Source organism: Pauljensenia sp. 20925_1_27 (genome assembly GCF_041432835.1).
Classification (GTDB): Bacteria; Actinomycetota; Actinomycetes; order Actinomycetales; family Actinomycetaceae; genus Pauljensenia.
Window position 1 is genome coordinate 97549 of sequence record NZ_JAPWAH010000001.1, and the last position, 24830, is coordinate 122378.

The window sequence follows — 24830 nt, forward strand, 5'->3', positions numbered from 1 at the left end:
CAGGAGATGAGGATCATGGGGCACTTCGTGTCGGCGACGCTCCGCAGGACTTCACATCGCTACTTGGCCTGTCCGCTTTCTGGTGTCCATACGGCAAGCTGGGCTCAGCGCGGCAGTCTCGCCCCCTATCCGTACCTCGCGGGTCGCGTTTCATTCCCCACGCGCAGATCTGCGCGGGTTCCAGCCCTGAGTTCTCGCCTGCGCCCCGCCGAACGCTTCGTCCAGCACATTCGCGGATAGGTTATGCGCATCCGGATAGGTTATGAGCATCCGGATAGCTTATTAACCTATCCACATCGTCGTAACCTATCCACATCGTCGTAACCTATCCGCATCGTCGTAACCTATCCGCATGCGCAAGTCAGCCCCGCCAGGCACACCCGTCACAACGGCGACACTCTGCCTCTGTAACACGATGCGCCCTCATGCTCTCGGACAGCGTCGATTGGGGGTTATAGGACAAAACGTGTTGGTTGAGGGGTTAGTCCCAGGTGTTGTGGTAGGGGGTGGTGTGGTGGAGTTCGTTGAAGCAGATTGCGTCACCCCAGCCGGGGATGATGGCGGTGGCTTGGTGGTTTTGCGCGGCTTGTTGCCAGGCGTTTTCGAGGGCTGCGTCGGTGGGCATGGTGGCCAGGATTGTCGCTGCTGGCTGTGGGTGCGCAGAGTGGGTGTAGCACCACCAAAACACGGCTTTGATGCGTCGGGTCAGGCGCATGCCACGGTGGTCGCGCAGCATCTGGCGTAGGCGCGCGTTCGTGCTTTCGATCTGGTTGGTTGTTGCGGGCATCGGCTGGTCCGGTCAAGTCCTGTGGAGTGGTGTAATCGTTTTGTGTCCTTCGGGTTGGGTTATGCGCTGAGTTGGAGTGGGGTGTCCTCCTGTTGGGTGGGTTGGGGTGTGAGTCGTGATTTGGTGAGGATGTCGAGGCTGAGGTAGCGTCGGCCTTCGGCCCATTCGTCGTTTTGTTCGGCTAGGACGGCTCCGACCAGGCGGATGATGGCCTGGCGGTTGGGGAAGATTCCCACGGTGTCGGTGCGTCGGCGGATTTCGCGGTTGAGGCGCTCATTGGGGTTGTTGGACCAGATCTGGGTCCATACCCCGGTGGGGAAGGACGCGAACGCGAGGACGTCTGCCCTGGCTTGATCGAGGTGGTCACACACGGCGGGGAGCTTGTCGTGCACGTAGTCCAAGAGCCGGTCGTATTGAGCGTTGACCGAAGCGGCGTCGGGTTGGTCGTACACCGAGTGCAGCATCGCTTTGACAGCGGGCCATAGCGCTTTGGGGGTGACCGACATGAGATTCGCGGCGTAGTGGGTGCGGCACCGTTGCCAGGTGGCTCCGGGCAGGTTCGCTGCGATGGCCTCAACTAGGCCCAGATGGGCGTCGCTGGTCACCAGGCGCACGCCGGTCAGGCCCCGGGCAACCAGGTCAGCGAAGAACTCATTCCAGGCTGGACCGGTCTCGCTGGTGGACACGCGCACCCCCAGTACTTCGCGGTGTCCGTCATTGTTGACTCCGGTGGCAACCAGGACCGCGCACGAGACGACGCGCCCTCCTTCACGCACCTTCATGGTCAGCGCGTCAGCGGCGACGAACGTGAAAGGCCCAGCGTCATCGAGGGGGCGATGACGGAACTCGTCCACGTGTTCATCTAGGTCGGCCGCCATACGTGAGACCTGGGACTTCGACAGTCCTGTGATCCCCAGGGTTTTGACGAGCTTGTCCATACGGCGCGTAGACACTCCTGCCAGGTAGCAGTCAGCGACCACTGTGATCAAGGCGCTTTCGGAGCGCTTACGGCGCTGAAGCAACCACTCTGGAAAGTAGGTTCCTGAGCGCAGCTTGGGGATCGCCACGTCAATGGTGCCGACCCTGGTGTCCAGGGGCCGGTAGCGATACCCATTGCGCCTGGTCTGACGCTGCGGGTCTTGTTGGCCCCACTGGGCCCCGCACACGGTGTCAGCGTCCGCTGATAACAACGCGTTAATGACGTGCTGGAGCAGGGAACGCATCAAATCCGGGGACGCCTGGGATAACGCCTCGCCAAGCAGGCCAGCAGGGTCGATAATATGAGGAGCGGTCATCGTTGTGCCTCCAAATCGTTTCGAGTCAGAAGTAGAGAGCTTTCTCGAAGGATCACACGGTGACCGCACCCATATCAAACGGGCCGACCACCACACGGTTACACCACTATGCGGGACACTACTCCTCACGCCTCTACCGTAAATGACTGTGCCCAGTGGGACGATAGGGCTGCCTCCACGGTGCCACCCCGGGACACCTGTATTCCTGCCGGGGAGCGGTTCCGTTGAGAGGAGGTGACTGGGCAATGGCTAAAGACCATCGTCAGCCTCGACGGCGGCGAGGCCTTGACAGGAAGCAGAAAGCCCAGATCGCTGTAGCAGTGATCACGACACTGCCGCAGCTGATCTGGGCGATTGCATTCCTGATGAGCACCCTGATGGGTAGCTAAGACCATCCCGGAAACCGGGGAGTCGAACAGCTGCAACTGTTCGGCTCCCCCCCATTATGCCACGCTTCCCCGGTTCGGGCGGCCACATAACGACCAACAACGACGATTCGTGGCGAGCACCCGCATCACAAGCTGGCGCCTCCGACAGGACTCGAACCTGCAACCTCGGGATTAGAAGGCCCTTGCTCTATCCATTGAGCTACGGAGGCGTGGCGCTTCGCGCCGTCTGTAAGACTAGCGGAGGTTAGCGCGCCTTTCCACCAGCGCGCCCAAGCAGGAACGCGAGCAGCGGGAAGAGGAGTACGGACATCGCGCCGGCGACGACGAGCAGGGATGCCAGCCACGAGGGCAGAACACCCGTCGTGACTCCCAGCTCGGTGACAGCGACGATGATGGGCAGGCCCGTCGCGCCGTACAGTCCGATACGTGTCGCGTCCGTCCAACCGACGCGCTCAATCGAACCGTGGAACCGTTCCATCAGGACGATGGGCACGCCGCGCACCACGAGAATCGCGCCGACGAAGGCGACGAGCAGGAACGGATAGCCCGCGACGGCGCTCAGCGAAATGTTCATACCCGAAGTCACGAAGAAGATCGGAATCAGGAACGAGAAGCCGAGGGTGCGCAGCTCTCCCTCGACCATCGTGAAGTTTCCAGGTGCCAGCGCGCGCACGATGATGCCGGCCGCGAATGCGCCAAGCACCATGTCCAACTCCATGACCGCAGACAGGGCCATGAGGCCGGTGAGGACAACCATGACGACGCGCATGAGCGTCTTTTGCGAGGTCTGCGCCCCGTGCAGGATCGTCCGCCCCAACGCGGGATGCTTCAGGATGAAACGCGTCGGAATGGCGACGGCGACAACCGACGCCACCGCGAACACGAGCAGAATAATCGCCGAGGCCCAGGGGCTACGGGCGGAGAGCAGCAGCGACATAGCAATAATGGGGGCGAGCTCGCCGACGGCACCATGAACGAGGACCGCTTTGCCGATCGTGGTGCCCATGACTCCGGCCTCCATGAGGATGGGTAGGAGGGTGCCCAGCGCCGTCGAGGTCAGTGCGATCGCCAGCGCGATGTACGTGGCTGCAGAGACCCCGGTAGTACCCGACGCGGCAACAGCAGCCCAAGACACGGCCAGGCCGATACCGAAGCACACCAGCCAGGTGAGCAGCGAGCGCCGACCGGCTTGCCCGTGGACCTCTTGCACATCGATTTCAGTGCCCGCGATCAGGAAGAGCATGCCCATGCCGACCTCGCGGAACAGCGAGATCGGCTCGGTAACGGATGCCAGTCCGAGAACGCTCGGCCCGATAAACACGCCGAAGATCAGGAGCCAGACGACGTCAGGCACACGCTTGTGGGTGAGCGACGAGAGCAGGGGTGCGAGGGCAGCGGACGCGGCGATCAGGAAGAGAGAGACGATGGCTCCCTCGGTGCCTTCGGTCGTGGATGCAGCGACGAGGCCGTGGCCCACTCCCCCGCTCATAGTAAGGATGGTCGTCGGCAGGCTCATGTACGTTCCTTCTCGGGTTCTCTCATGGGGTGCGCGCCGCCGACCACAGGGGCAGGCGACTCGCTCTCAGCGAATTGCGGGCATGACAAAGGCCCGGGACGACAAGTCCCGGGCCCGTGCGTGGAAGCGAGGTCAGCCCTCGACGTCCAGGAGGCCGTTCTTGTAGGCCTTGGCCAGGCGGCGGGGCACGCGGATCTCACGGCCGGCAACCTTGACGGTGTTCAGCTCGGTAAGATCAGCCTTCCAGGTAGACCGGCGGGTGCGGGTGTTCGCACGGGACATCTTGCGCTTGGGAACTGCCATGTCTTACCGCTCCTCTTCTTTCTCGACGACTATTCTGATCGGTGCGCCACGCGGGCGCACGGCGACAACCCGACAAGACTACCACGAACAGCGCGCTCAAGCACATCGCGATGCCTTCCGAGCCTGCGATCCTGGTTACAGACGGACATGCTCTTGCTCTCGGTAGACTGGGCGCATGTCCGTTCTTCGCACGCTCGCCTCCGGCACGCTCCTCACCCACGAGATCGAGATCAAGCGTTCCCGGTTTATTACGACGCTCGCCAGGACGGATACTCCAGAGGAGGCACGCGAGCTCATCGACGCGGTCAAGTCCGAGCATCCTCAGGCGCGTCACAACTGTTCCGCCTACCTGATTGACCCGCCGGATGCCGCCCCTTTGCAGCATTCATCGGACGACGGCGAGCCCTCGGGGACGGCAGGTACTCCCATGCTCGAAGCCCTGCGCGCCTCCGACACGTGGAACGCCACTGCCGTCGTCACGCGATACTTCGGCGGGATTCTCCTGGGCGGAGGCGGCCTCGTGCGCGCCTACTCCACGTCCGTCTCCGAGGCCGTGGCTCGCGCCCCCATCGCCTACCTCGTCGGGCGCGATGTTCTCGAAACCCAGCTGGATCCCGGGGACGCGGGTCGCATCGAGGCCGAACTGCGAGCCCGCGGGGCCACGATCGTGGACACGATCTGGGGCGCGGACGTCACGCTGCGCATTGCGATCGATCCGAGCGACCGAGACGCCATTGACGCGTGCCTGGCCCAGGCCTCCTCGGGTGTTGCAAAGTTTCGCTACGTGGAAACCCGTCGGATTGAACTAGACGAGGATCCGACCGGGGTATGACAATTCAGGGGTACACCTGCCCTATGGAAGGACCCCTCATGGCTCGTATTGCCTCCACCGTTGCCGATCTGATCGGCGGCACGCCCCTCGTCCGCATCAACCACGTGGCCGGCGACGGCGTTGACGTGGTCGCTAAGGTCGAGGCCTTCAATCCCGCCTCCTCCGTGAAGGATCGCATCGCCCGTTCGATCATCGACGCAGCCGAGGCTGCGGGCGCACTCGCGCCCGGCGGCACCATCGTCGAGGCCACGTCCGGCAACACGGGTATCGCCCTGTCGATGGTGGGCGCTGCCCGCGGCTACAAGGTCGTCATCGTCATGCCCGCATCGATGTCCGTCGAGCGCCGCGCGATCGTGCGCGCCTTCGGTGCCGAGCTGGTTCTCACCGACCCGAAGGGCGGCGTCTCCGCCGCCGTCGCCGAGGCCGAGCGCATCGCATCCGAGCGTCCCGGCGCCATCATCGCTTCCCAGTTCACCAACCCCGCCAACCCGGCGGCCCACGTGGCGCACACGGGCGAAGAAATCTGGGCCGACACCGATGGCCAGGTCGACGTGTTCGTCGCGGGCGTTGGCACGGGCGGAACGATCTCGGGCGTCGCGAAGGTCCTCAAGGAGAAGAACCCGAACGTGCGCATCATCGCCGTTCAGCCCGCCGAGTCTCCCCTGCTGACCGGCGGTACCCCCGGCCCGCATGGCATCCAGGGCCTCATGCCCAACTTCGTGCCCGACACCTACGACGCCTCCCTGATCGACGAGGTCATCTCGGTCGAGACCGCCAAGGCACTCGAGTTCGCTCGCCGCGCCGCCGCCGAAGAGGGCCTGCTCGTGGGCATCTCCTCGGGCGCTGCACTGGCGGGGGCGGCCGCCGTCGCCGCTCGTCCCGAGCTGGCGGGCAAGAAGATCGTCACGCTCCTGCCCGACACGGGTGAGCGTTACCTCTCGACCGCGCTCTTCGCCGGCCTTGAGGACTGATCGCTCACAGTTGACGCGCTAAGGTGGCCTCGGATGGAATATCCGGGGCCACCTGTGCGTTCCCGACCCAGTCGACCATCCAGGAGGACCGAAGTGAAGCTCACCGTACGCGCCCTGTCGAAGACCCTATCGCGCGCCCTGCCCACCAAGGCGCTCGGACTCTTTCGCGAGGACCTCGTGACGGCTCAGCGCCGCGACCCAGCGGCCACCTCCGCCCTGGAGATCGCCCTGACGTACCCGGGCGTACACGCGCTGTGGACTCACCGCGTCTCCCACGCCCTGTGGGCCAACGGTGCCCGCACCCCCGCACGCATCCTGTCCTCCATGGCCCGCGCCGTCACCGGCGTAGACATCCACCCCGAGGCCACCATCGGGCGACGGGTCTTCATCGACCACGCGACGGGTGTGGTCATCGGACAGACGGCCGAGGTCGGCAACGACGTCGTCATCTTCCACGGAGTCACCCTGGGAGGCGTCGCCATGACTCCGGGTAAGCGCCACCCCACCGTCGGAGATCACGTGATGATCGGTGCCGGTGCCAAGGTTCTGGGCCCCATCACCGTGGGCACCGGCGTCAAGATCGGCGCGAACGCCGTCGTCGTCAAGGACGTACCCTGCGGGAACGTCGCGATCGGCGTGCCCGCGCGCCTGCTCCCCAAGCCCGAGAAGGACACGCGCGACCGCGATCTGATCGTCGATCCCAACTACTTCTTCGAGGAGCCCGCCCTCTACATCTGAGAGGTATTCGCCCTCGTCACCGGTAGTCTGTGAGAATCCGTTCAAGAGCCGTGACAAAGTGAGCGCCCTCACCTATAGTTGGTTTATGGAAGCTCGAACTCTACATGCCCCACTGGACGCGTTGTCAGCGGCGAATCGCCCCCAGGGTATTGAGATCGCCACGCTCACGACATTCGACATCCCCGCGCTCGCGGTGCTCACCCTCGAGGCGTACGACGACGACGTCACGCCCGAGGCGCTCATGGAAACCTCCGAGGAACTACGCCTGACGTTCGAGGGCGCATTCGGGGCGACCACGGAAGACTCGTTCATCGGCGCGTGGGACGGGGGAACGCTCATCGGAGCAATCCTCGTCGTGCGCGAATCCCCCTGGGATGACGCTCCCGACGGACCCTTCGTCGTCGACCTGATCGTCGCTCCCGACTACCGCAGGCGCGGCATCGCGACAGCCCTCGTCTCAGAGGTCGCCACGCGCTGCTCGCAGTGGGGATTCGACTCTCTCGCGCTGCGCCTCGACAGGCGTCACGGCGGAGCCCGCGAACTCTACTCGGTGCTCGGATTCGAAGAGATCGCCTGACAGAGGGCGAGGAGTGCGAGCCTGTCGGCCCGCACTCCCCTGACGCATGTTCGCGCACTCAGCGCTGGCAGGACGGACACCAGAACAGACGCCGGTTCTGCATGAGTGCCTCGCGGATCGGCGTCCCACAGCGCAGGCACGGCCGGTCCGTACGGTGATACACGTACCAGCGCGAGGCCTCCTCGTCCCCCTCGATCGGCGGGTTGGGGGCCTCCTCCGGGTCCATCGTGTCCAGGCGACCGGCTGCCAGGCCGCGGTTCATGAGGTCACAGATGAGGACCCACAGCTCGCGCAGGCGCTTGATCGAAATATTCGCGCCCTTGCGATGCGGCGAAATACCCGCAAGGAATAGGGCATCGGCGCGGTAGATGTTGCCCACGCCCGCGATGATCGACTGATCCATGACGATCTCGCCGATCGCGCGCTTCTTCGAATGGGCCACCTGGGCGAAACGCTCCATGGCCTGGGTATCGGAGCGCGCCCCGGCGTCCAGGGGATCCGGCCCCAGCTTCGCTTCCGCCTTGATGCGCTCTTCATCGGTAATGAGGTCGCAGCGATTCGGTCCGATCAGGTCAGCGACCGCGTGGTCGTTGAACACCCGTAGCCGCACGGCACCGACCGGCTCTGGAGGCTCCCATTCACCGACCTTGGCCTCGCCGAAGCCCTCGCCCCAGCGGGTCTCAGAGTGGCCGTTCCACTCCCCCTTTTGGACGTTGGGGATACGGTGAGCAACGCCGTGGCCCTCGTCGACGACGGTCTCATCGCCGTTGAAGCGCCACCAGCCGTACAAGCCCAGGTGGATATGCACCCAGCGGTCCGGCCACGGGGCATCCTCGCCGAGGATGGGTTCCCCACTACCGGCGGCGGCACCCTCGAGGAGGGCCACCCCTGCCTCGTACATCTCACCCGGGGTGGGCGGGACGAAACCAATGAACATGTGCTTACCGTGCACTCGTACCCTCTGCATGACCCAGCCGTCGAGGAGGGCTGCGGAGGACGCGAAGCGCCCCTGCGGGGACGACGCCGAGACGATACCCCCGACGAAAAGCTCGTCGAGGGTACCGGCTAGGCGACGGACTGCATCGCCTTCAGGCATGCGACCTCACTTCTTGACGACGACGTTGACCAGCTTCGGCGCGCGGGCGATCACCTTGAGGGGCTCCGCGCCGCCGAGGGCCTTAACGATCGGTGCCTCGGCCAGGGCAGCAGCGACGAGGTCCTCCTCGGAGATTGAGGGGGCGACCTCGATGCGGGCTTTCACCTTGCCGTTGACCTGGACGACGGCCGTGACAGTGTCCTCGACCAGCAGCGAGGCATCCTCGACGACCGGGAAGGGCTCGCGAGCCAGCGAGGATACGTGACCCAGGCGGCTCCACAGCTCCTCGCACAGGTGCGGGGCGACCGGGGCGAGCATGAGGATCAGAGGCTCGATCGCGTCACGCGGGACGGCATCCAGGCTGGTCAGGTGATTGTTCAGGACGATGAGCTTGGAGATCGCGGTGTTGATGCGCAGGTTCTCGTACTCTTCGGTGACCTCGGCGATCGTGCGGGCCACGAGGCGACGCGTCTTGTCGTCCGAGGGCTCATCGGACACGGTGACCTCGCCGGTCTCCTCGTCGACGGCGTTACGCCACAGGCGCTGGAGGAAACGCTGGGAGCCGACGACCGCACGGGTCTCCCACGGACGCGAGAGGTCGAGGGGACCCATGCTCATCTCGTACACGCGGAAGACGTCGGCACCGTAGGCGTCGTACATCTCGTCGGGAGTGACGATGTTCTTCAGGGACTTGCCCATCTTGCCGTACTCGCGGCCCACGGGCTCGCCCTTGTAGGTGAAGCCGCTGGTCTCGTCGCCCTCGACCTCGTCGGCGGGCACGTACTGGCCGCGCGAGTCCGTGTAGGCGTAGGCCTGAACGTAGCCCTGGTTGAAGAGCGTGTGGTAGGGCTCGGAGTCGGGCACGTGTCCCAGGTCGAAGAGGACCTTCTGCCAGAAGCGCGAGTAGAGCAGGTGCAGAACCGCGTGCTCGACGCCGCCGACGTACATGTCGGTGCCGCCGCTGACCTTGCCCTCACGCGGACCCATCCAGTACGCGAGGTTCTCCTCGCCGGCGAAACGCTTCGCGTTCGTCGGGTCGGTGTAGCGCATCTCGTACCAGCACGAGCCAGCCCACTGCGGCATCGTGTTGGTCTCGCGGCGGTAGCGCTTGGGGCCGTCGCCCAGGTCGAGGGTGACGTTCACCCATTCCTCGGCGCGACCCAGCGGAGCCTCGGGAGACGAATCGGCGTCGTCCGGATCGAAGGTGCGCGGGCTGTAGTCGCTGACCTCGGGCAGCTCGACGGGGAGCATCTCCTCGGGTAGGGCGTGCGCCACGCCGTCCTCGTCCCACACGATCGGGAAAGGCTCGCCCCAGTAGCGCTGACGGCTGAACAGCCAGTCGCGCAGACGGTAGGTGACAGTGGCGTGGCCCAAGCCCTTGGCAACCAGCCACTCGATCATGGCGGCCTTGGCCTCGTCCTTGGCGAGGCCGTTGAGGTCAATCTCGTCGTTCGCGGAGTCCACGGCCACGCCGTCACCCGTGTACGCGCCGGCCTCGAGGTCGGGACCGTAGGGGTCGTCCGCGGGGCCAATCGTGCGCACGATGTCGAGGTCGTAGGCGCGGGCGAACGCCCAGTCACGGTCGTCGTGGGCGGGCACCGCCATGATGGCACCGGTGCCGTAGCCCCACAGGACGTAATCGGCGACGAAGATCGGGATCTCGCGGCCGTTGACGGGGTCGATGCCGAACAGGCCGGTGAACACGCCGGTCTTGGTGCGCTCTTCGTCGGCCCGCTCGGCCTCGGACTTGGCTGCAGCCTGCGCGCGGTAGGCGCTCACAGCCTCCTTTGGGGAAGCGGCACCGCCCGTCCAGGCGTCCTTCGTGCCCTCGGGCCAGGAGGCGGGCAGGGTGAGGGCGGCCTCGTCGCCGGCGTCGCCGCCGACGGTTCCGCCGAGGATCGGGTGCTCGGGAGCCACAACCATGAAGGTCGCGCCGAACAGCGTGTCGGGGCGCGTCGTGTAGACGTCCAGGGAGTCGAGGCAGGCGCCAGCCTCGCGCGCGCCGGGCACGTCGAAGCGCACGGTCGCACCCTCCGAGCGGCCGATCCAGTTGCGCTGCATGGTGCGCACCTTCTCGGGCCAGTTGATCGTGTCGAGATCATCGGCGAGGCGCTTACCGTAGGCGGTAATACGCATCATCCACTGACGCAGGTTGCGCTTGAAGACCGGGTAGTTGCCGCGCTCGGAGCGACCGTCCGCGGTGACCTCTTCGTTGGCCAGGACCGTGCCCAGGCCGGGGCACCAGTTGACGGGTGCTTCGGAAACATAGGCGAGGCGGTAGGAGTCGACGACCTTCGCCTGAGCCGGCCGGTCGAGCGAGTTGTAGTCGGAGCCGTCCTCCGGGCGAATCTCGCCGGACTCAAGCTTGGCGATCAGCTCGGAAATCGGGCGGGCCGCGCCCTGTGAGCCGTCGGGGGCCGCCGCGTCGGGATCGAACCACGAGTTGAAGACCTGCAGGAAGATCCACTGCGTCCAGTGGACGTATTCGATGTCGGTCGTCGCAAAGGAGCGGCGCGAGTCGTGGGACAGGCCCATGCGGCGCAGCTGGCGGCGCATATTCGCGATGTTCTGGTTCGTCGTGATAGCCGGGTGCTGACCGGTCTGGACGGCGTACTGCTCGGCGGGCAGGCCGAACGCATCGTAGCCCATCGTGTACAGGACGTTGTCGCCCTTCATGCGGCGGTAGCGCGCGAGCGTATCGGTCGCGATGTAACCCAGCGGGTGACCCACGTGCAGGCCCTTACCCGAGGGGTAGGGGAACATGTCGAGAATGAAGTAGGGCTTGCGGGAGGCCAGCGGGCCAGCCAGTTCACCCGTGGGGTTGTCCGCATAGAACGTGCCCAGCTCCTCCCAGCGGTCCTGCCACTTCGTCTCGATCTGGCCTGCGAGCTCAGCGGTGTAGCGCTGGGCCGGGGCACTCTGCGGATTTTCGCTCATCTGTGCGTTCCTCGCTTAACGATGGGTCGCGTAACAATACTCCCCACCAGGGTAGTTCACGCCCGCGCGCCCCGCCGGATGCGATGAGCTTCCGAAGCGGGCGCGAATAGGTGACAATAGTCGCATGAGCACTGTCTTTGAAAACATCATCACGGGTGTCTGGCCCGGACGCTTCGTGTGGGCAGACGACCTGTGCGTCGCCTTCGCAACGATCGAGCCGACGTCTCCGGGGCACGTCCTCGTCGTTCCGCGCACCCCCTACGAGGCGTGGACTGACGCCCCTTCCGATGTGGCCGCGCACCTCATGAAGGTGGCGCGCGCAATCGGCCTCGCCCAGAAGGCCGCTTTCGATGTGCCGCGCGCCGGCCTCGTCATCGCCGGCTTCGAGGTCCCCCACACGCACCTGCACGTGATTCCCCTGCGCGATGAGTCCGACGTGCTGCTCTCGAAGGCGGCGCCCGCCACCGATGAGGAGCTCGATAGCGCGATGACGGCGCTGCGTCAGGCTCTCCTGTCTGCAGGTCACGGCGCGCACGTGCCCCCGTCGATGGGATCCGCTGCGCTCGCCTGAGCGCCATCGCTCCCCTCTTCTGTGCGCCCCGCGAGGGCGCTCCCAGCCCGCCCAGCCGCATCGGTCAGGTGAGCTGGGTCGTACCCAGGCCTCGTCAATGAGGACGCGTCAGGACCGAACGATCCCGTTGCCGGAGTGTCGCCCAGGCTCGTCAGTCGCGCACGATGATGCCCGAGGCCTGGGAGGGATCCAGGACAAGCATCTGCCCATCGTCGAGGAGGACCGTCACTCCGTCGGCTCCGGTGGCGACGACAGCGATGTGAGCGCCGGGGACGAGGCCGACCTCTTCCCACGCACGTAGCGCCTCGGGGTCGCGATCGGGCAGCCGGTCGATGATCCCCCCGGCCGCAGCGTCGAGTTCATCGAGAGGATTGCCGGCGAGGCCATCACTGGAGCCATCGGCACGCGGGATCGGATCCCCGTGGGGATCGCGGCTCGGGTACCCCAGCACGCGGTCAAGGCGGTCGAGGAGCCGATCAGAGACCGCGTGTTCGAGGATTTCTGCCTCTTCGTGCACTTCATCCCAGGAGAAACCGAGGGCCTCATGCAGGTAGGTTTCGAGCAGGCGGTGGCGGCGCACCATACCGAGAGCAATCGTCCGTCCCTGCGAAGTCAGGCGCACCCTCCCGTAGCGCTCGTGTGTCACGAGGCCTTGGCGGGCCAGGCGCTGGACGTTCTCGGTCGCGGTTGAGGGAACGACGCCCATGTGTTCGGACACATCCTTGGGCTTGACACCATCACGCCCGGCCTCCTCGGCACTCCACACGAGCTTGAGAATGTCCTCCACGACCGTGGAATATGCGCTCGACGCGTCCGACATGGCGTTCCCCTTTCATCTGAGGCCCCATTGTAGGTGTCCGGATACCACCCGCTCGCTGCGTGCGCCCATCGCACGACCCACCGGCCGCATGCCAAGCGTGCGACATAGGCCACGACACCCCTGATTGACTTGCGCCAAGCGAAGCGCGCCTGTATATTTATCTCTCGGTTGCAAAACCCCCGCGTCATTAGCTCAATTGGCAGAGCAGCTGACTCTTAATCAGCGGGTTGAGGGTTCAAGTCCCCCATGACGCACAGCTTTCCCAGCTTCGGCTGGCGAAGGTACCCCGCGTCATTAGCTCAATTGGCAGAGCAGCTGACTCTTAATCAGCGGGTTGAGGGTTCAAGTCCCCCATGACGCACAGATAACCGGTGGCCTTCGGGCCGCCGGTTTTTGTATCCGTGCCCCCACTCCCCCGTTTTTCCAGTGTTGACCGCAGCCCCGCCGGCTCACCGGCCGCGCCTGAGAGAACACTCAATCCAGAGCTCAGAACGCAAGAGACAATGTACTTTTTCGACCATGTGTATACAACATTTCGACCATGTGTATACAACATTTCGACCATGTGTATACTACATAATCATGAATCATGGCATTTGATTCGCACACCTACGACTGGGGAACATCATGAGGAAAAGCCGGAGAGTTCTGGCGATGGGTGCCGGTTTGGCTCTTGTCGCTGCAGGGACGGTCACGATGTTTGCGCCTCGCAGCGCACAAGCCGACGCCCAACCCTTCCCCCTCTCACAATACGTCTCATCAACAAGCACGACTGTGTGCAACGCCAACCCTGTGATCACGACCTATCACGGTACCGTCGTGCTGGACATTCCGATCACTGCGCTTCTGGCAGGCCACGAGGCCGAAATCCGCGCTGCGGCAGCACAGGGACTCTCCCCTCATGACTCCGGCAGCGACTACAACTCCGATATCGCACTGACCGTGAGTGTCCCTGATGGAGTCATGTTGGGTACGGGTCGCGCGACATCTACCTCGTCAATGCTCACCAACACCTGGTTCTCCCCCAACTCTGACCACACACAGGTCACTGCGAACATCCAATTCAAGGATCTCAGCTGGCAGCAGCTGCTCGATATCTTCGATGCAGAGAAAGCCAACCCCGGTCAGCATACGATCAAGGTCCAGGTCCCCTATGCCGTTGGCACAATTGACCCCGCGGAAGCGACTCAACTGGCCAGCGAACAGGTGACCGTGACGGGTACGTTCAACTTCTTCGCATCATCGACGACCCCCGCTCAGATCTTTAACTTCGATACGAAGACCCTGGCACTCGCGCAGTCACCTACCGACTGCTTCGCGTCCGCACCAACCCGGAAAACGCGCTGGGTTGATGAAGAGGACGGTCACGACTTACAGCCCCCAAAAACCGGGCCAAACTTCTTCCAAGCCGCAGGATTTCCCGACTACGAATTCTCCACTCATGAGTTGTCTGCGGATGGCTTGACCGGTATTTACAAGTACAAGAAGGTATTTGGCTCTCTTCCAGTCAATGGCGATGACCCGACAATCGACACCGACTTTAAGGTCGGACTGGATGGGAACGCTCCGACTCAGGCGGAACAGATCTACGCCGAGAACAAAGATTCTCTCCTGGCCATTGAGAACGTCGTTCACTTGGATGATCTTCGCGGTGGACGCATTGCGAAGCTCCTCGAGAAATACGACAAGACGCCCAACGCTTTCGACGATATTGCACTGAAGAATGCTCACTTGGGCTTCACAACCCAGATCACTCTTCCTGCGCAACTGAAGTTTGCTGATCCCTCGGCCATCTCGGTGACTGGGCTTCCCCAGGGCTTCTCAGCGAAGACAGTGGCAGTCAACGGACAGACCGCAACGGTTACCGTGGACTTCGATAACCCCGATGAGATCACCACCATCGCAGCCCTTAAGGACGCGATGGGTGCGCTTCACGGTGATGCGGTGATCACTATTCAGAAGATTGCCTTCACCGAATCCGCAACTGCCGATACGGATTACCAGATCGATCACCTCACGCAGGGCACTATCTCGGTTGATGTTGAGAAACAACTCGGTGTCATCGTCATGCCCGGGCAGCCTTCACCCGCATGCCCTCCAACTTACGGCGACTACGACGCTGTCAAACCGGCCGAGCCTCGTTCTGTTGTTGGAACAGTATTTGATCCTCCATCGCCCGCATGTCCCCCTACAGACACCCCTTATACCGCCGGATGGAGGCCCCCCATGACTGGCCCTTCTGCCGGATGGGATGAAGCTCCACTCATGAAGCACCCCCTGAAGTTCACGACCAGCGAGGCGCATCCCGACGTGACGCGACTGTCCTTCAAGCCCGGTCCGACGCCTACACCGACGACGGTGACGCCCTCGGCTCCTCCTACGCCTGCAACGCAGCTCGCCAAGACGGGCGCTCTCACCGGCGACGTGCTGGTGCTCGCTGCCGTGACGGGCACTATCGGTGCCGCAGCAATGCGGAGGAAGCGCTCTTAATTCGCGTTTCATAGTCATAGGCGGGGTGCCGGTGATTCACCGGCACCCCGCCTTATTTGGGGGAAGGCCACAACGTGTTGGCTTTGAAGGGACATTTCGGCTTGGTGGTGTGCCACAGCCGGTGTTAAAGGTGGGGTTTCATCGTGGTGGCATGACCACTCCCACGTGCCGTCACTCATATCCGGGAGTCGTGAGACGTTGTGGCTGTTGCACATGTGGCAGCTCGGTCATGGGCGAGCTTCGCAGGCTCGTCGCTGGCGCTCACGAGGCAGCCTGGCGTGCGGCATCCTACCAGCACCTCCGCCAGGACCCCCGTCGTCACAGAGATGGCCCCCAGCAGCACCGCAAGGCCACCGCCGGGCGGTTTATCCAGGAGTTTCGCATGCAATTCCCCTGACACCGTATCGCACCACGCATCCACATCGTTGGAATTGCAACGTTTGTAGAAACTGTTGAAAGTTCACCCAATCGAATTGCATGCGAAACTGCTCCGAGTGTGCGCTACCAACGCGCACGTGGACCCTTTATTGTGCGCCTGTGCGCCCCTGCCATCGGGTTGACGCGCGAGCGCACCGCCAGACCGAGAGATCTTCGCTCGCGGATAGCTCGTTGAGTCACCGGCTCACGTCAACTGCGCGCGATGGTGGGTGCGTCGTAGAAGACGAGGCCGGGGCACCTCGTGGGTAACCCCGGCCTCGGCCTCACGCGATACGCCCGAGCCACGTTCGCATCGCGTCAGGCGAAAACCGATACAAACTGCCTCAACTGGCCTCTGCTATCAGGCGCGGTACCTGCGCAGGGCGATCACCCCAGCGCCGATGAGGCCTAGGAGGGCCGCCGCACCGGCGAAGCCTCCCGCGACCGTGCCCGTGCGTGCGAGCTTCGGAGCAGGCGTCTGCTTCGCAGGCGTCGCGGGCGTGGAAGGCACGGGCGTCGCAGTCACCGAGGGAGTGGGGGCGGGGGTCGCGGGCGTGGAAGGCACGGGCGTCGCAGTCACCGAGGGAGTGGGGGCGGGGGTCGAAGGCACAGGCGTCGAAGGTGTGGAGCTCGGCTCGGGTGTCGGATTGTTCGTCACCTTGCGGATCACGATGTCGGTGTTCGCACCCACGGCGCGCGCGTCGGCGGGGTTATTGGGGTCGACTGTCCCAGCGCCGACATCAAGGCCGAAGACGTTTTGGCCGGGGACAATCTCGTACCCTTCGGGCAATGTCGGGAGCGCAGTGACGGCAGCGCGCGACGGATCGTTCTGATCATTGGCGTAGCGCTGCGTCGCCCGCACGGTGCCGTCGGCATCAACGAGACGCACACTTCCGAGGGGTGAGTAGAAGACCTGGCACGCAAAGTGCAAGTCAGGCTGATCCGGATCGAAGTTCATTGCAGGAGCGCTCACTTCCAGCGTGTACTGGCCGGCGACGACGGGACTGGGAAGCACGGGGAGCCCACCGGCCCCTTCGCGCGGAGTGTACTCCTGGCGGGGTTCGATAATGGTGCCGTTTTCATCGGCGAGGTAGCAGGTCGCCGGTCCCGCGACGTCCGCAGCATAGGTGGGCGAAGGCAGAAGGGCGGGAAGAGCGGCGGCACTCAGGGCGGCTGCTACGACCAGAGAACGCGACATTGATGGGAGACGCATGGAATATTCCTTTCTATCGATGGTCAGGTTATGAGCATCACATTACCGAGTATCTGCATTCTTGTCTACACGCTATGCCCAGTTTTTCATCAATCCAGCGCACCGCGATGTAACAAACGCCTGGTCAGGGTCGCATGGCACCGCTCATCAACAGATGCGTTTACACCGGGACCGAGCAGCAACATTCTCGGGAAAAAAGGGACGAGGCCGGGGCACCCCCGTGGGCAACCCCGGCCTCGTGCATCCGATTCACATGCGATCAGTGTCCCGGCCAGCTGCGGATCGACGTCAGAGCGGCGACCGCGTACCGGTCCCACACGCGCCCACCAATCCGCACGGCAGCCTCAAGGACGAGGATCGACCAGGCGATGCCAACGACGTAGGCGACCCAGTCGGGAACCACGCCAAAGGATGCCAGCACGAGCAGCACGTAGGAGGGAATCTGGAGGACCGCGGTACCCGCGAAGCCTACGAGCTGCAGCAGCATCGTCATCAGGAACGACCCGGTACCCTTCGTCGCCAGCGGCGACGTACCCGGAGGCTGCACCGGGTAGACCCATCGCGCATTCACGACGAGGGTCGTGGCGGCCGCCCCCGCGAAGAGGACGACGCCCATCACCTGGTGGAACATGAAATCGGAGGCGCTCGCACCTGCCACAGCATCATGAATGAGATAGCCGATGACCTGGGGCACGAACACGATGAGCGACCCCACGAGGCGCCCACGACGTTCCTCACGACCGCTCATCCCCGAGGACACCACGATCCAGGCACCCGTCGAATCATATTGCATGAGCGCGCCGGTCGTCAGGCCCGTCGTGATGGGCACCAGGTAGAGGAAGATGCCCGACGTGAACTCGAATGACTGCCCCTCGGCCGCCAGCCGCCCCATAAAGATCGCAACAACCGGGAACAGCAGCGCAAGCACCATGTTCATGTTCAGGCGCGTATCGACGATCCAGTAGCGCAGCGTACGCGCGGCCAGGGAGGCGCTGCGCACCCCGAGGCCCAGCCGCGTGAACAGGTCGACGCTGCGCAGGCCGGCGGCTCGCGACTGGGCGGAACGACGACCGCGCTCTTCCTCTTCGAGGGACTCGTCGATGAGGTGGCGCCCCTCGTCGATGGCGCGCTGAGCGTCAGCACTAATCTCACCGGCGTATCCACTCATGACGGGGCGCAGGACCGCCAGCCAGGCACGCCAGCCGACGATCGCGGTCGCAACCACGATGAGCACGCGGAGAGCCGCCGCCACCCATGCACCCTCAAGCAACGAGGCAACAACCCCGAAGGGAGCGCCGAAGGGTGTCCAGAGCGCGACGTTCAATCCCGCCTGGAAGACCTCGACGGAGAAGTTCTGACTTAACACAGACATCCAGTAGCCCATGGGGGTCAGCACCATCATGAAGACGACGGCACCCAGGACGGTCACAGCGTCTTTCTTTCCCGAGGTGTCGAGGCGCACCGCGAACCAGGTTCCGACCGCACGCGCCCACAAAACCGCGAGAGGGAGCGTCACGAGACCAGCGATGAACCAGCCGAGCGCCTCAATCCACTGGGCGCGCCACAGGGCGAACCAGACGGGCAGGAAGAGCACCATGGCGGACAGGAGACCGCCGGGGCCCACTGCCGTCGCCGCGGCCAGGCCCGCGCCCAGGCACCCACTCGGTCCCACGTAGGGCGACAGGCGCACAGGATCCACCGAGTTATCCATCGACGCGAAGATGATCGGGAGGACCAGCCACAGCAGGAAGACAAAGGGGCCAACGATCGGCATCACCGACGAGGCCTGGGGCGCTTCATCGGACTGCGCGAGGAATGCGGTGCCCACGAGCGCAGAAGTATAGATTGCGCCGAAGTAGAGGACACCGAGGATCGCAAGAACCAGCACAACCGTCTGCTTGCGGACGGTGTTCCAGATGATCCGGAGCTTGAGGCGAATCAGTTGCCCAACCACGACAGGCCTTCCTCCGAGTGGACGCCGCCGACCAGAGCGGTGAAGCGCTCCCCCAGGTCTCCACCCTGGGCGACCTCGTCGGTGGTTCCCGCGACGAGCACACGCCCCTTGTCGATGATCGCAACGTGGGTGCACAGCTGCTGGACGGTCGCCATCACGTGCGATGACAAGATGACCGTGCCCCCACGCTTGGTGTAGTCGGTGAGAATCTGGCGGATGTTGGCCGCAGAGACGGGGTCCACGGCCTCGAAAGGCTCATCGAGGACGAGGACTCGCGGGGAGTGAATGAGGGCGGCGGCCAGGGCGATCTTCTTCGTCATGCCCGCCGAGTAGTCGCTGATCAGCTTCTTCCCGGCCTCGGCCAGGTCGAGGGCGGCCAGGAGCTCGTGAGCGCGCTCGCGGGCGACGGATGCGTCCAGGCCGTGAAGCATGCCCACGTGGACGAGGAAGTCGGGTCCGGAGAGGCGGTCGAGGAGGCGCATCCCGTCGGGCATGACGCCGAGGAGGCCGCGTGCCTCCTGGGTTCGTGCCCACACGTCGACGCCGTGCACAAAGGCGGTGCCACGATCGGGGGTGAGCAGGCCCGTGGCCATGGTCAGCGTCGTGGTCTTTCCGGCGCCGTTAGGCCCGACGATCCCGTAGAAGGATCCGGTGGGAATGTCGAGGGACAGGTCCGCGACGGCGATAAGGTTGCCATAAATCTTGACGAGGCCTCGGATCGCCAGTGCGATATCGTCCCCAACGGGGGCGGCGGGTGCCGCAGGTGCGGCGGGCTGCGTTTCGGACACGAGATTCTCCTTCAGGCATTGAAATACCTCCCCATTTTACGAGAGATACAAGCCAACGCTCAGGAGCACATCCCGAGAGGCAGACGTCGCGACCGGCAGGAAAAGTCAGCGAGCACTGATGATGACGGTCAGTCCCTGCTCCGGTTCGTACGTCCAGGTCGCCTTGTAGGATCCCCACTCCTCCGACTGGGTGCCATCAATTGCGCGGGTCGCATACATGCGTTCTCGCACCGACGAAGGGGTATCAAGCTTGCGCAGAACGCACTGGAAAATCGGCGTCGTCAAACCGTTACCGCTGTCATTGAAGCCTTCAAGGGTGAGCGACGTCTGATCGCTGGCGAGCCGGGCATAGATGCCTCCCGCATGACACGAATCGACAGCATCCGACAGGCTTGTGGAAACGGACGGGCGCGTCATGTAGAGGCCTGCGACAACAGCGGCGACGAGCACGAGAGCCGAGAAGAAACCAAGGAGGAACATGACCAGGCCATGGTGTCGACCGCTACGACGCGCTGGGCGTTCGCGACGATCCAGCCGCGATTCGATATGACCGGAGCGGCGAGCTTCAGCCTCGCGCCGCGACGCACCTCCAACGTGAGAAGATCGCACGATTTCCTGCTCCGACGACGACGCCTCAACAATCGCACTGTGCTGCCCACCATTTCGCTGCGCGGGCGCACCCACAACGCGCATGGTGGTTCGACGCCAGTCACTATAGACAGGAACGCCGGGGCGCTGATCACCCTCGAAGGCCACCACAGCCTCGTCTCGATCCGCATACTCGCGGGCAGGAGTAGGAGGCGCCGCGATGTCCCCAGCCTGCGAGGGAGCGCCGTCACGCACCACCGCCTTCTGCTGCGCCACCGTGACAGCATCCTTCGAGGGACGGGAGGCATTCGACGAGCGAGGCGTAGCGGTCGCCTGTCGCCGAACCACCGCAACCTCGGCGGTGATGACCTGCTCATCAGAGGAGACAGACTCGGGCACGCGGGCCATCGTCGGCAGGCTCGGCTGCTTGCGCGCACGCACAGGCGCAGCGTCGGCCGGATAGTCCTGCGCCACCTGTCCCGCACCGATTCGATACGCGTCAGGCGTCGTAGCCGCCATAAGTCCTCCACGAGTAACTAGCTGTCAGTTTCTTGACAATCATATGCACTAGTTACTGCGAAAGCAACCGATCAGTCGATACCGAGAGCCTTACGCAGGCGGGCCACGTGGCCGGTCGCCTTCACGTTGTACTGGGCCAGGGCGACCGTACCGTCGGGGTTGACAACCACGGTCGAACGGATAATGCCCACGTAGGTGCGGCCGTAGTTCTTCTTCTCACCCCAGGCACCCCAGGCCTCGAGAATCTTGTGGTCGGGGTCCGAGGCCAGCGGGAAGGTGAGGGCCTGCTTCTCCGTGAAACGTTCGAGCGCGGCCATCGAGTCGGCGGACACGCCGATCACCGAGTAACCGGCTCCCTGCAGGGACACAAGGGAATCGCGAAAGTCACAGGCTTCCTTCGTGCATCCGGGCGTGGATGCCTTCGGGTAGAAGTAGACGACGACGCCTCGCGAGGAGGCTGCAAGGAGATCGGAGAGGGACACGGTTCCCTGGGTGGTCTCAGCAGTAAAGTCCGGGGCCTGCTGGCCAATGTCCAAAGCGCTCATGACCTCAGTCTATCGAGGGCTACTCCCCCGGTGCGACCGGGCACGAGCTTTTGTGCGCGAGATGGGACTCGAACCCACACGTCAAAGACACTGGAACCTAAATCCAGCGCGTCTGCCAATTCCGCCACTCGCGCGCGCACCCCAGTGTAACGGATGCGGGCGAGGCCGTCCGCATGCCTTCGCCCACGTCCGCGCCGACGTGGTGCGGGGCCTTAGCGCCCAGTTGCGTCAATGGTTCCTTCGCCCAGGACTCGACTGCCCCGATAGACAACCATCGACTGGCCGCGGGCGACGCCGCGCGCGCTGCTTGCGAGGACGACACTGATGGTTCCAGCGTCACCGTCGCGAGTGAGCGACGCGACAGGAATGGGCGTTCCGTGCGCGCGCAGCTGCACGAAAAGGTCGGTCGCATCGGAGCCGTCGTCATCCGACGCGAGCCAGACGGCATCCGTGGCCGTAAGCCGCGAGATGGACAGGAGCTCGGAGGCACCCACGACGACCTGGTTGCTCTCCGGCCTGGTCTCGAGGACGTAGCGCGGGCGGCCGTCGGGCGCGGGCGCGCCGATGCCGAGGCCCTTGCGCTGGCCGACGGTGTAGTTCCAATAGCCTTCATGGTGGCCGAGCACCTCACCGTCGGGGGTGACGATCTCCCCCTCAGCACTGCCCAAATGTGAGCGCAGAAAACCCTGCGTGTCGCCGTCGGGAATGAAGCAGATGTCGTAGGAGTCCGGCTTGTTGGACACGCCCAGGCCCAGGCGTTCGGCCTGGGAGCGCACCCATGCCTTGTTGGGAGCATCACCCAGCGGGAGGACCACCCGGGTCAGTTCCTCGGGACCCATGACGGCCAGGACGTAGGACTGGTCTTTGAGGCCGTCAGCTCCGCGGTGCAGCTCGGGTCCAGCGACGCCGTCCCTGATGGCGGCGTAGTGGCCGGTGCACACCGCGTCGAAGCCGAGTGCGCGGGCGCGGTTGGCCAGCTCTCGAAACTTCACGAACTCGTTGCAGCGCACGCAGGGGTTCGGGGTACGCCCTGCCTTGTATTGAGCGACGAAGTCGGTGATGACGGTCTGCTCGAATTCGCTCGCGAGATCCCACACGTAGAACGGAATGCCGATGATCTCCGCAGCGCGCGCAGCGTCCCCCGCGTCCTCGATCGAGCAGCATCCACGCGAGCCGATGCGGCACTCCTGGGGCTGTGAGGACAGCGCCATGTGGACGCCGACGACGTCATGCCCAGCCTCGACGGCCTTCGCGGCGGCGACGGCGGAGTCCACTCCACCGGACAGTGCTGCCAGAACTCGCATCTAGCGTTCCTCGTTTCGTTCATTGCGCACGTGGGTGATGCCGTCCAGGGCGGCACCCGCGCGGATCGCCATCGGCAGGGCGGCCAGGAGGGAGTCGATGTCGTCGCGCGTCGTCTCATGGCCGAGAGAGACGCGCAGGACGCCGAGCGCCTGCTCTTCGCTGCGCCCCATCGCCATGACGATGTCGGAGGGACGCGTCACCCCCGCGTGGCAGGCGGACCCGGCAGACACGGCGATGCCGGCCATGTCGAAGGCCATGAGGACGGCCTCGGGTCGGGCGGTGGGCAGGGAGAGGTGGATGATCGCACTCGACGAGGCCGACTCCCCCACCGTCGCGCTCACGCCGTCGGGCAGACGGGACAGCAGGTAGGCGCGCAGGTCCGCCGCGCGGGTCGCGAAAGCGGCGCGCTCGCAGGCGACCTCGGTGAGGGCGGCGGCGAGCGCGCACGCACCCGCGACGTCTGGCGTGCCTGATCGGATCGAGCGCTCGTGGCCGCCACCGGGGCGGTCGGTCACCATGGGAATGCCGCGTCGTGCGACAAGCACGCCGGTGCCGGCGGGTGCGCCGATCTTATGCCCCCCAACGCTCATGAGGTCCAGGCCGAGGCCGGTGAAGGACACGTCCAGCGTCGGAATGGCTTGGGCTGCGTCGGAATGTGCGAGGCCACCGCTGGCATGAACGAGCTCAGCGAAGTGCGCAACCGGCTGGATCGTACCGATTTCGGAGGACACGAGGGTCATGGATCCGAGCGCGAGGCGGCCGTCCCACGAGGCGGGAACCTCGTCACCGGAGACAGTGGGCAGCACTGAGAGGCCGCCCGCATCCACGGGCAGGACCTCCCAGTCGAACCCCTCTCGTGACGCGACCTCGCGCTGGTGGGCGACAGCGTCATGCTCGAGGCCCGAGACGACGATGAGGTTACGACCGGGTTCGCGCCCACGCATGCCGCGGGCCGCAGCCATCACGCCGAGAGCGTCGGACTCTGTGGCACCCGACGTGAAGATCACCTCGTGGATATCGGCCCCGAGAGCGCACGCAACCTGTTCGCGCGCGTCGTCGAGCATGCGACGGGCCCGCCGCCCTCCGAAGTGGAGGGCGGCGGGATTGCCAGGGGTTGCAGCCAGGTCACGCTGGGCGCGCGTCCACGCCTCGAGGGCGCACTCGCGCAGCGGCGTCGTGGCCGCGTGGTCGAGATAGACGCTCACGCCTGGGAGCGCGCCTCCTCAATGGCGGCCAGGGCCGCGGGCACGACCTCGGTGACGTCACCGACGACGCCGAAGTCCGCGATCTCGAAGATCGGGGCATCCGGATCGTCGCACACGGCGACGATGTGGGCGGACGACTGCATCCCCACCGTGTGGTGAATAGCGCCGGAGACGCCCAGGCCGATGTACAGGTTCGGGGTGACCGTCAGGCCCGTCTGGCCGATCTGCTCGGCTCGCGGGGCCCAGCCCTCGTCGCAGGCGACGCGGGTCGCCCCCACGGCACCGCCGAGCGCGTCGGCGAGCGAGCGAACCAACTCGAAGTCACCGTCAACGCCGCGCCCACCGCACACCACGGTGGAGGCGTCGGTCAGGGACACGCCTTCCTCCTCGTCGGGCACGCTGGAAACAACCTGGATCGAGGAAGCCTCGGGGCTCAGCTCGACGGACAGGGCCTGCCCGGTCAGGGCGACGGGAGAGGCCACCGGGGCCTCGTCGATGACGCCGGAGGCGATGCCGACGATCGGAGTCTGTCCCTCGAGGACGATGCGCATCGACCAAGAGCCGCCCAGGGCGGTCTTGCCGATCTGGAGGACGCCGCCGTCGAAGCCAACGGACGATGCACCGGAGACCACGCCTGCCTCGGTGAGCGCGCCGACGCGACCCGCGATCTCACGGCCGCGGTAGTCCGAGCACAGGAGCACCAGGCCGAAGCTGGCGGTGGCCAGCGCGGAAACAAGCGCGTCGGAGGCCACGACCGAGGAACGCGCCGAGTCACCCAGGTCGGCGTGCAGCAGCTGGGTCGCGCCCAGCTCCGACAGGGCTGCCACGTCGGGCGTGGCGGCCAGGGACAGGGCAACGACGTCAGCGCTGGTCAGGGACGCAGCCAGCGTCACGGCCTGGCGGGCCAGGGGTGTCAGGTGATCGCCCGCCTGATCGGCCAGAACGAGGATCGGGGAACTCATCTGCTGCGTCAT

At 64.9% G+C, this 24830-nt stretch carries 21 protein-coding genes and 4 tRNA genes; 8 read left to right on the forward strand and 17 right to left on the reverse strand.

Annotated features, from left to right (window positions below):
* Positions 1 to 481: 481 nt before the first annotated feature.
* From O3684_RS00440 to rpmF, 5 genes are all read right to left on the reverse strand, one after another.
* The gene (locus tag O3684_RS00440; RefSeq protein ID WP_500064298.1) at positions 482 to 787 is read right to left on the reverse strand and encodes a hypothetical protein; all 306 of its coding nucleotides are present in this window, start codon (positions 785 to 787) and stop codon (positions 482 to 484) included.
* A 59-nt stretch (positions 788 to 846) separates the two neighbouring features.
* Positions 847 to 2082, reverse strand: coding sequence for an IS256 family transposase (locus O3684_RS00445; RefSeq protein ID WP_500064299.1), 1236 nt, complete (start codon positions 2080 to 2082; stop codon positions 847 to 849).
* A gap of 522 nt (positions 2083 to 2604) precedes the next feature.
* Positions 2605 to 2680 (reverse strand) — tRNA-Arg (locus tag O3684_RS00450).
* 35 nt (positions 2681 to 2715) lie between these two features.
* Positions 2716 to 3987, reverse strand: a complete 1272-nt coding sequence (locus O3684_RS00455; RefSeq protein ID WP_500064301.1) for a cation:proton antiporter — start codon at positions 3985 to 3987, stop codon at positions 2716 to 2718.
* A 132-nt stretch (positions 3988 to 4119) separates the two neighbouring features.
* Positions 4120 to 4290: a 50S ribosomal protein L32 gene (gene rpmF, locus O3684_RS00460; RefSeq protein WP_003792889.1), complete on the reverse strand. Its 171-nt coding sequence runs from the start codon at positions 4288 to 4290 to the stop codon at positions 4120 to 4122.
* A 175-nt stretch (positions 4291 to 4465) separates the two neighbouring features.
* On the opposite strand from rpmF, the gene O3684_RS00465 reads away from it, so the two are divergent.
* The 4 genes from O3684_RS00465 to O3684_RS00480 all read left to right on the forward strand — a co-directional run bounded on the left by O3684_RS00465 (position 4466) and on the right by O3684_RS00480 (position 7408).
* The gene (locus O3684_RS00465; RefSeq protein WP_500064302.1) at positions 4466 to 5122 is read left to right on the forward strand and encodes a YigZ family protein; all 657 of its coding nucleotides are present in this window, start codon (positions 4466 to 4468) and stop codon (positions 5120 to 5122) included.
* 38 nt (positions 5123 to 5160) lie between these two features.
* Positions 5161 to 6093 carry a cysteine synthase A gene (gene cysK / locus O3684_RS00470; RefSeq protein WP_500062134.1) on the forward strand — a complete coding sequence of 311 codons (933 nt, stop codon included), beginning with the start codon at positions 5161 to 5163 and terminating at the stop codon, positions 6091 to 6093.
* A 93-nt stretch (positions 6094 to 6186) separates the two neighbouring features.
* Positions 6187 to 6831, forward strand: a complete 645-nt coding sequence (cysE, locus tag O3684_RS00475; protein WP_500062135.1) for a serine O-acetyltransferase — start codon at positions 6187 to 6189, stop codon at positions 6829 to 6831.
* An 85-nt stretch (positions 6832 to 6916) separates the two neighbouring features.
* Entirely contained in the window at positions 6917 to 7408 is a 492-nt protein-coding gene (locus O3684_RS00480) for a GNAT family N-acetyltransferase (RefSeq protein WP_500062136.1), read from the forward strand.
* Between the two features lie 58 nt (positions 7409 to 7466).
* On the opposite strand, the gene O3684_RS00485 is transcribed toward O3684_RS00480, so the two are convergent.
* Both O3684_RS00485 and O3684_RS00490 read right to left on the reverse strand, forming a co-directional pair.
* Complete coding sequence (locus O3684_RS00485) at positions 7467 to 8504, reverse strand: Fpg/Nei family DNA glycosylase (RefSeq protein WP_500064304.1); 1038 nt, start codon at positions 8502 to 8504, stop codon at positions 7467 to 7469.
* Positions 8505 to 8510: 6 nt separating this feature from the next.
* On the reverse strand, positions 8511 to 11441 hold the full coding sequence (locus O3684_RS00490) for a leucine--tRNA ligase (RefSeq protein ID WP_500064306.1): 2931 nt from the start codon (positions 11439 to 11441) through the stop codon (positions 8511 to 8513).
* A gap of 124 nt (positions 11442 to 11565) precedes the next feature.
* On the opposite strand from O3684_RS00490, the gene O3684_RS00495 reads away from it, so the two are divergent.
* Complete coding sequence (locus O3684_RS00495; RefSeq protein WP_500064307.1) at positions 11566 to 12012, forward strand: HIT family protein; 447 nt, start codon at positions 11566 to 11568, stop codon at positions 12010 to 12012.
* Positions 12013 to 12163: 151 nt separating this feature from the next.
* Here the strand turns inward: O3684_RS00495 and O3684_RS00500 are convergent, their stop codons facing one another.
* Positions 12164 to 12832: a metal-dependent transcriptional regulator gene (locus O3684_RS00500; RefSeq protein WP_500064308.1), complete on the reverse strand. Its 669-nt coding sequence runs from the start codon at positions 12830 to 12832 to the stop codon at positions 12164 to 12166.
* A gap of 181 nt (positions 12833 to 13013) precedes the next feature.
* On the opposite strand from O3684_RS00500, the gene O3684_RS00505 reads away from it, so the two are divergent.
* The 3 genes from O3684_RS00505 (at position 13014) to O3684_RS00515 (ending at position 15322) form a co-directional block, all read left to right on the forward strand.
* A tRNA-Lys gene (locus O3684_RS00505) sits at positions 13014 to 13086 on the forward strand.
* 34 nt (positions 13087 to 13120) lie between these two features.
* A tRNA-Lys gene (locus O3684_RS00510) sits at positions 13121 to 13193 on the forward strand.
* A 431-nt stretch (positions 13194 to 13624) separates the two neighbouring features.
* The gene (locus O3684_RS00515) at positions 13625 to 15322 is read left to right on the forward strand and encodes a cell wall protein (protein WP_500064310.1); all 1698 of its coding nucleotides are present in this window, start codon (positions 13625 to 13627) and stop codon (positions 15320 to 15322) included.
* A 778-nt stretch (positions 15323 to 16100) separates the two neighbouring features.
* Here the strand turns inward: O3684_RS00515 and O3684_RS00520 are convergent.
* The 9 genes from O3684_RS00520 to O3684_RS00560 form a co-directional block, all read right to left on the reverse strand.
* Positions 16101 to 16952: a hypothetical protein gene (locus tag O3684_RS00520; protein WP_500064312.1), complete on the reverse strand. Its 852-nt coding sequence runs from the start codon at positions 16950 to 16952 to the stop codon at positions 16101 to 16103.
* A 259-nt stretch (positions 16953 to 17211) separates the two neighbouring features.
* Positions 17212 to 18906, reverse strand: a complete 1695-nt coding sequence (locus tag O3684_RS00525; protein WP_500064313.1) for a hypothetical protein — start codon at positions 18904 to 18906, stop codon at positions 17212 to 17214.
* Entirely contained in the window at positions 18891 to 19694 is an 804-nt protein-coding gene (locus tag O3684_RS00530) for an ABC transporter ATP-binding protein (protein ID WP_500064314.1), read from the reverse strand. The genes O3684_RS00525 and O3684_RS00530 overlap by 16 nt, the downstream gene beginning before the upstream one ends.
* 105 nt (positions 19695 to 19799) lie before the next feature.
* The gene (locus O3684_RS00535) at positions 19800 to 20801 is read right to left on the reverse strand and encodes a hypothetical protein (protein WP_500064315.1); all 1002 of its coding nucleotides are present in this window, start codon (positions 20799 to 20801) and stop codon (positions 19800 to 19802) included.
* A gap of 71 nt (positions 20802 to 20872) precedes the next feature.
* Positions 20873 to 21346: a peroxiredoxin gene (locus O3684_RS00540; protein ID WP_500064317.1), complete on the reverse strand. Its 474-nt coding sequence runs from the start codon at positions 21344 to 21346 to the stop codon at positions 20873 to 20875.
* A 53-nt stretch (positions 21347 to 21399) separates the two neighbouring features.
* Positions 21400 to 21480, reverse strand: a tRNA-Leu gene (locus tag O3684_RS00545).
* A gap of 78 nt (positions 21481 to 21558) precedes the next feature.
* Positions 21559 to 22650, reverse strand: a complete 1092-nt coding sequence (gene mnmA, locus O3684_RS00550; protein WP_500064318.1) for a tRNA 2-thiouridine(34) synthase MnmA — start codon at positions 22648 to 22650, stop codon at positions 21559 to 21561.
* A complete protein-coding gene (locus O3684_RS00555) occupies positions 22651 to 23856 on the reverse strand; it encodes a cysteine desulfurase family protein (protein ID WP_500064320.1) in 1206 nt (401 codons plus the stop codon). It lies immediately after the preceding gene.
* Positions 23853 to 24830 carry an electron transfer flavoprotein subunit alpha/FixB family protein gene (locus tag O3684_RS00560; protein WP_500064322.1) on the reverse strand — a complete coding sequence of 326 codons (978 nt, stop codon included), beginning with the start codon at positions 24828 to 24830 and terminating at the stop codon, positions 23853 to 23855. Before O3684_RS00560 ends, O3684_RS00555 begins: the two co-directional genes overlap by 4 nt.

What these genes read in the sequence shown, in the direction of transcription:
- O3684_RS00455 (WP_500064301.1), bottom strand. Translation starts at nt 3,987, where the DNA reads ATGAGCCTGCCGACGACCATCCTTACTATGAGCGGGGGAGTGGGCCAC.
- O3684_RS00490 (WP_500064306.1), bottom strand. Translation starts at nt 11,441, where the DNA reads ATGAGCGAAAATCCGCAGAGTGCCCCGGCCCAGCGCTACACCGCTGAG.
- rpmF (WP_003792889.1), bottom strand. Translation starts at nt 4,290, where the DNA reads ATGGCAGTTCCCAAGCGCAAGATGTCCCGTGCGAACACCCGCACCCGC.
- O3684_RS00500 (WP_500064308.1), bottom strand. Translation starts at nt 12,832, where the DNA reads ATGTCGGACGCGTCGAGCGCATATTCCACGGTCGTGGAGGACATTCTC.
- O3684_RS00520 (WP_500064312.1), bottom strand. Translation starts at nt 16,952, where the DNA reads ATGCGTCTCCCATCAATGTCGCGTTCTCTGGTCGTAGCAGCCGCCCTG.
- O3684_RS00485 (WP_500064304.1), bottom strand. Translation starts at nt 8,504, where the DNA reads ATGCCTGAAGGCGATGCAGTCCGTCGCCTAGCCGGTACCCTCGACGAG.
- O3684_RS00535 (WP_500064315.1), bottom strand. Translation starts at nt 20,801, where the DNA reads ATGGCGGCTACGACGCCTGACGCGTATCGAATCGGTGCGGGACAGGTG.
- O3684_RS00560 (WP_500064322.1), bottom strand. Translation starts at nt 24,830, where the DNA reads ATGACGCAGCAGATGAGTTCCCCGATCCTCGTTCTGGCCGATCAGGCG.
- O3684_RS00480 (WP_500062136.1), top strand. Translation starts at nt 6,917, where the DNA reads ATGGAAGCTCGAACTCTACATGCCCCACTGGACGCGTTGTCAGCGGCG.
- O3684_RS00495 (WP_500064307.1), top strand. Translation starts at nt 11,566, where the DNA reads ATGAGCACTGTCTTTGAAAACATCATCACGGGTGTCTGGCCCGGACGC.
- O3684_RS00440 (WP_500064298.1), bottom strand. Translation starts at nt 787, where the DNA reads ATGCCCGCAACAACCAACCAGATCGAAAGCACGAACGCGCGCCTACGC.
- cysK (WP_500062134.1), top strand. Translation starts at nt 5,161, where the DNA reads ATGGCTCGTATTGCCTCCACCGTTGCCGATCTGATCGGCGGCACGCCC.
- O3684_RS00465 (WP_500064302.1), top strand. Translation starts at nt 4,466, where the DNA reads ATGTCCGTTCTTCGCACGCTCGCCTCCGGCACGCTCCTCACCCACGAG.
- O3684_RS00540 (WP_500064317.1), bottom strand. Translation starts at nt 21,346, where the DNA reads ATGAGCGCTTTGGACATTGGCCAGCAGGCCCCGGACTTTACTGCTGAG.
- O3684_RS00445 (WP_500064299.1), bottom strand. Translation starts at nt 2,082, where the DNA reads ATGACCGCTCCTCATATTATCGACCCTGCTGGCCTGCTTGGCGAGGCG.
- mnmA (WP_500064318.1), bottom strand. Translation starts at nt 22,650, where the DNA reads ATGCGAGTTCTGGCAGCACTGTCCGGTGGAGTGGACTCCGCCGTCGCC.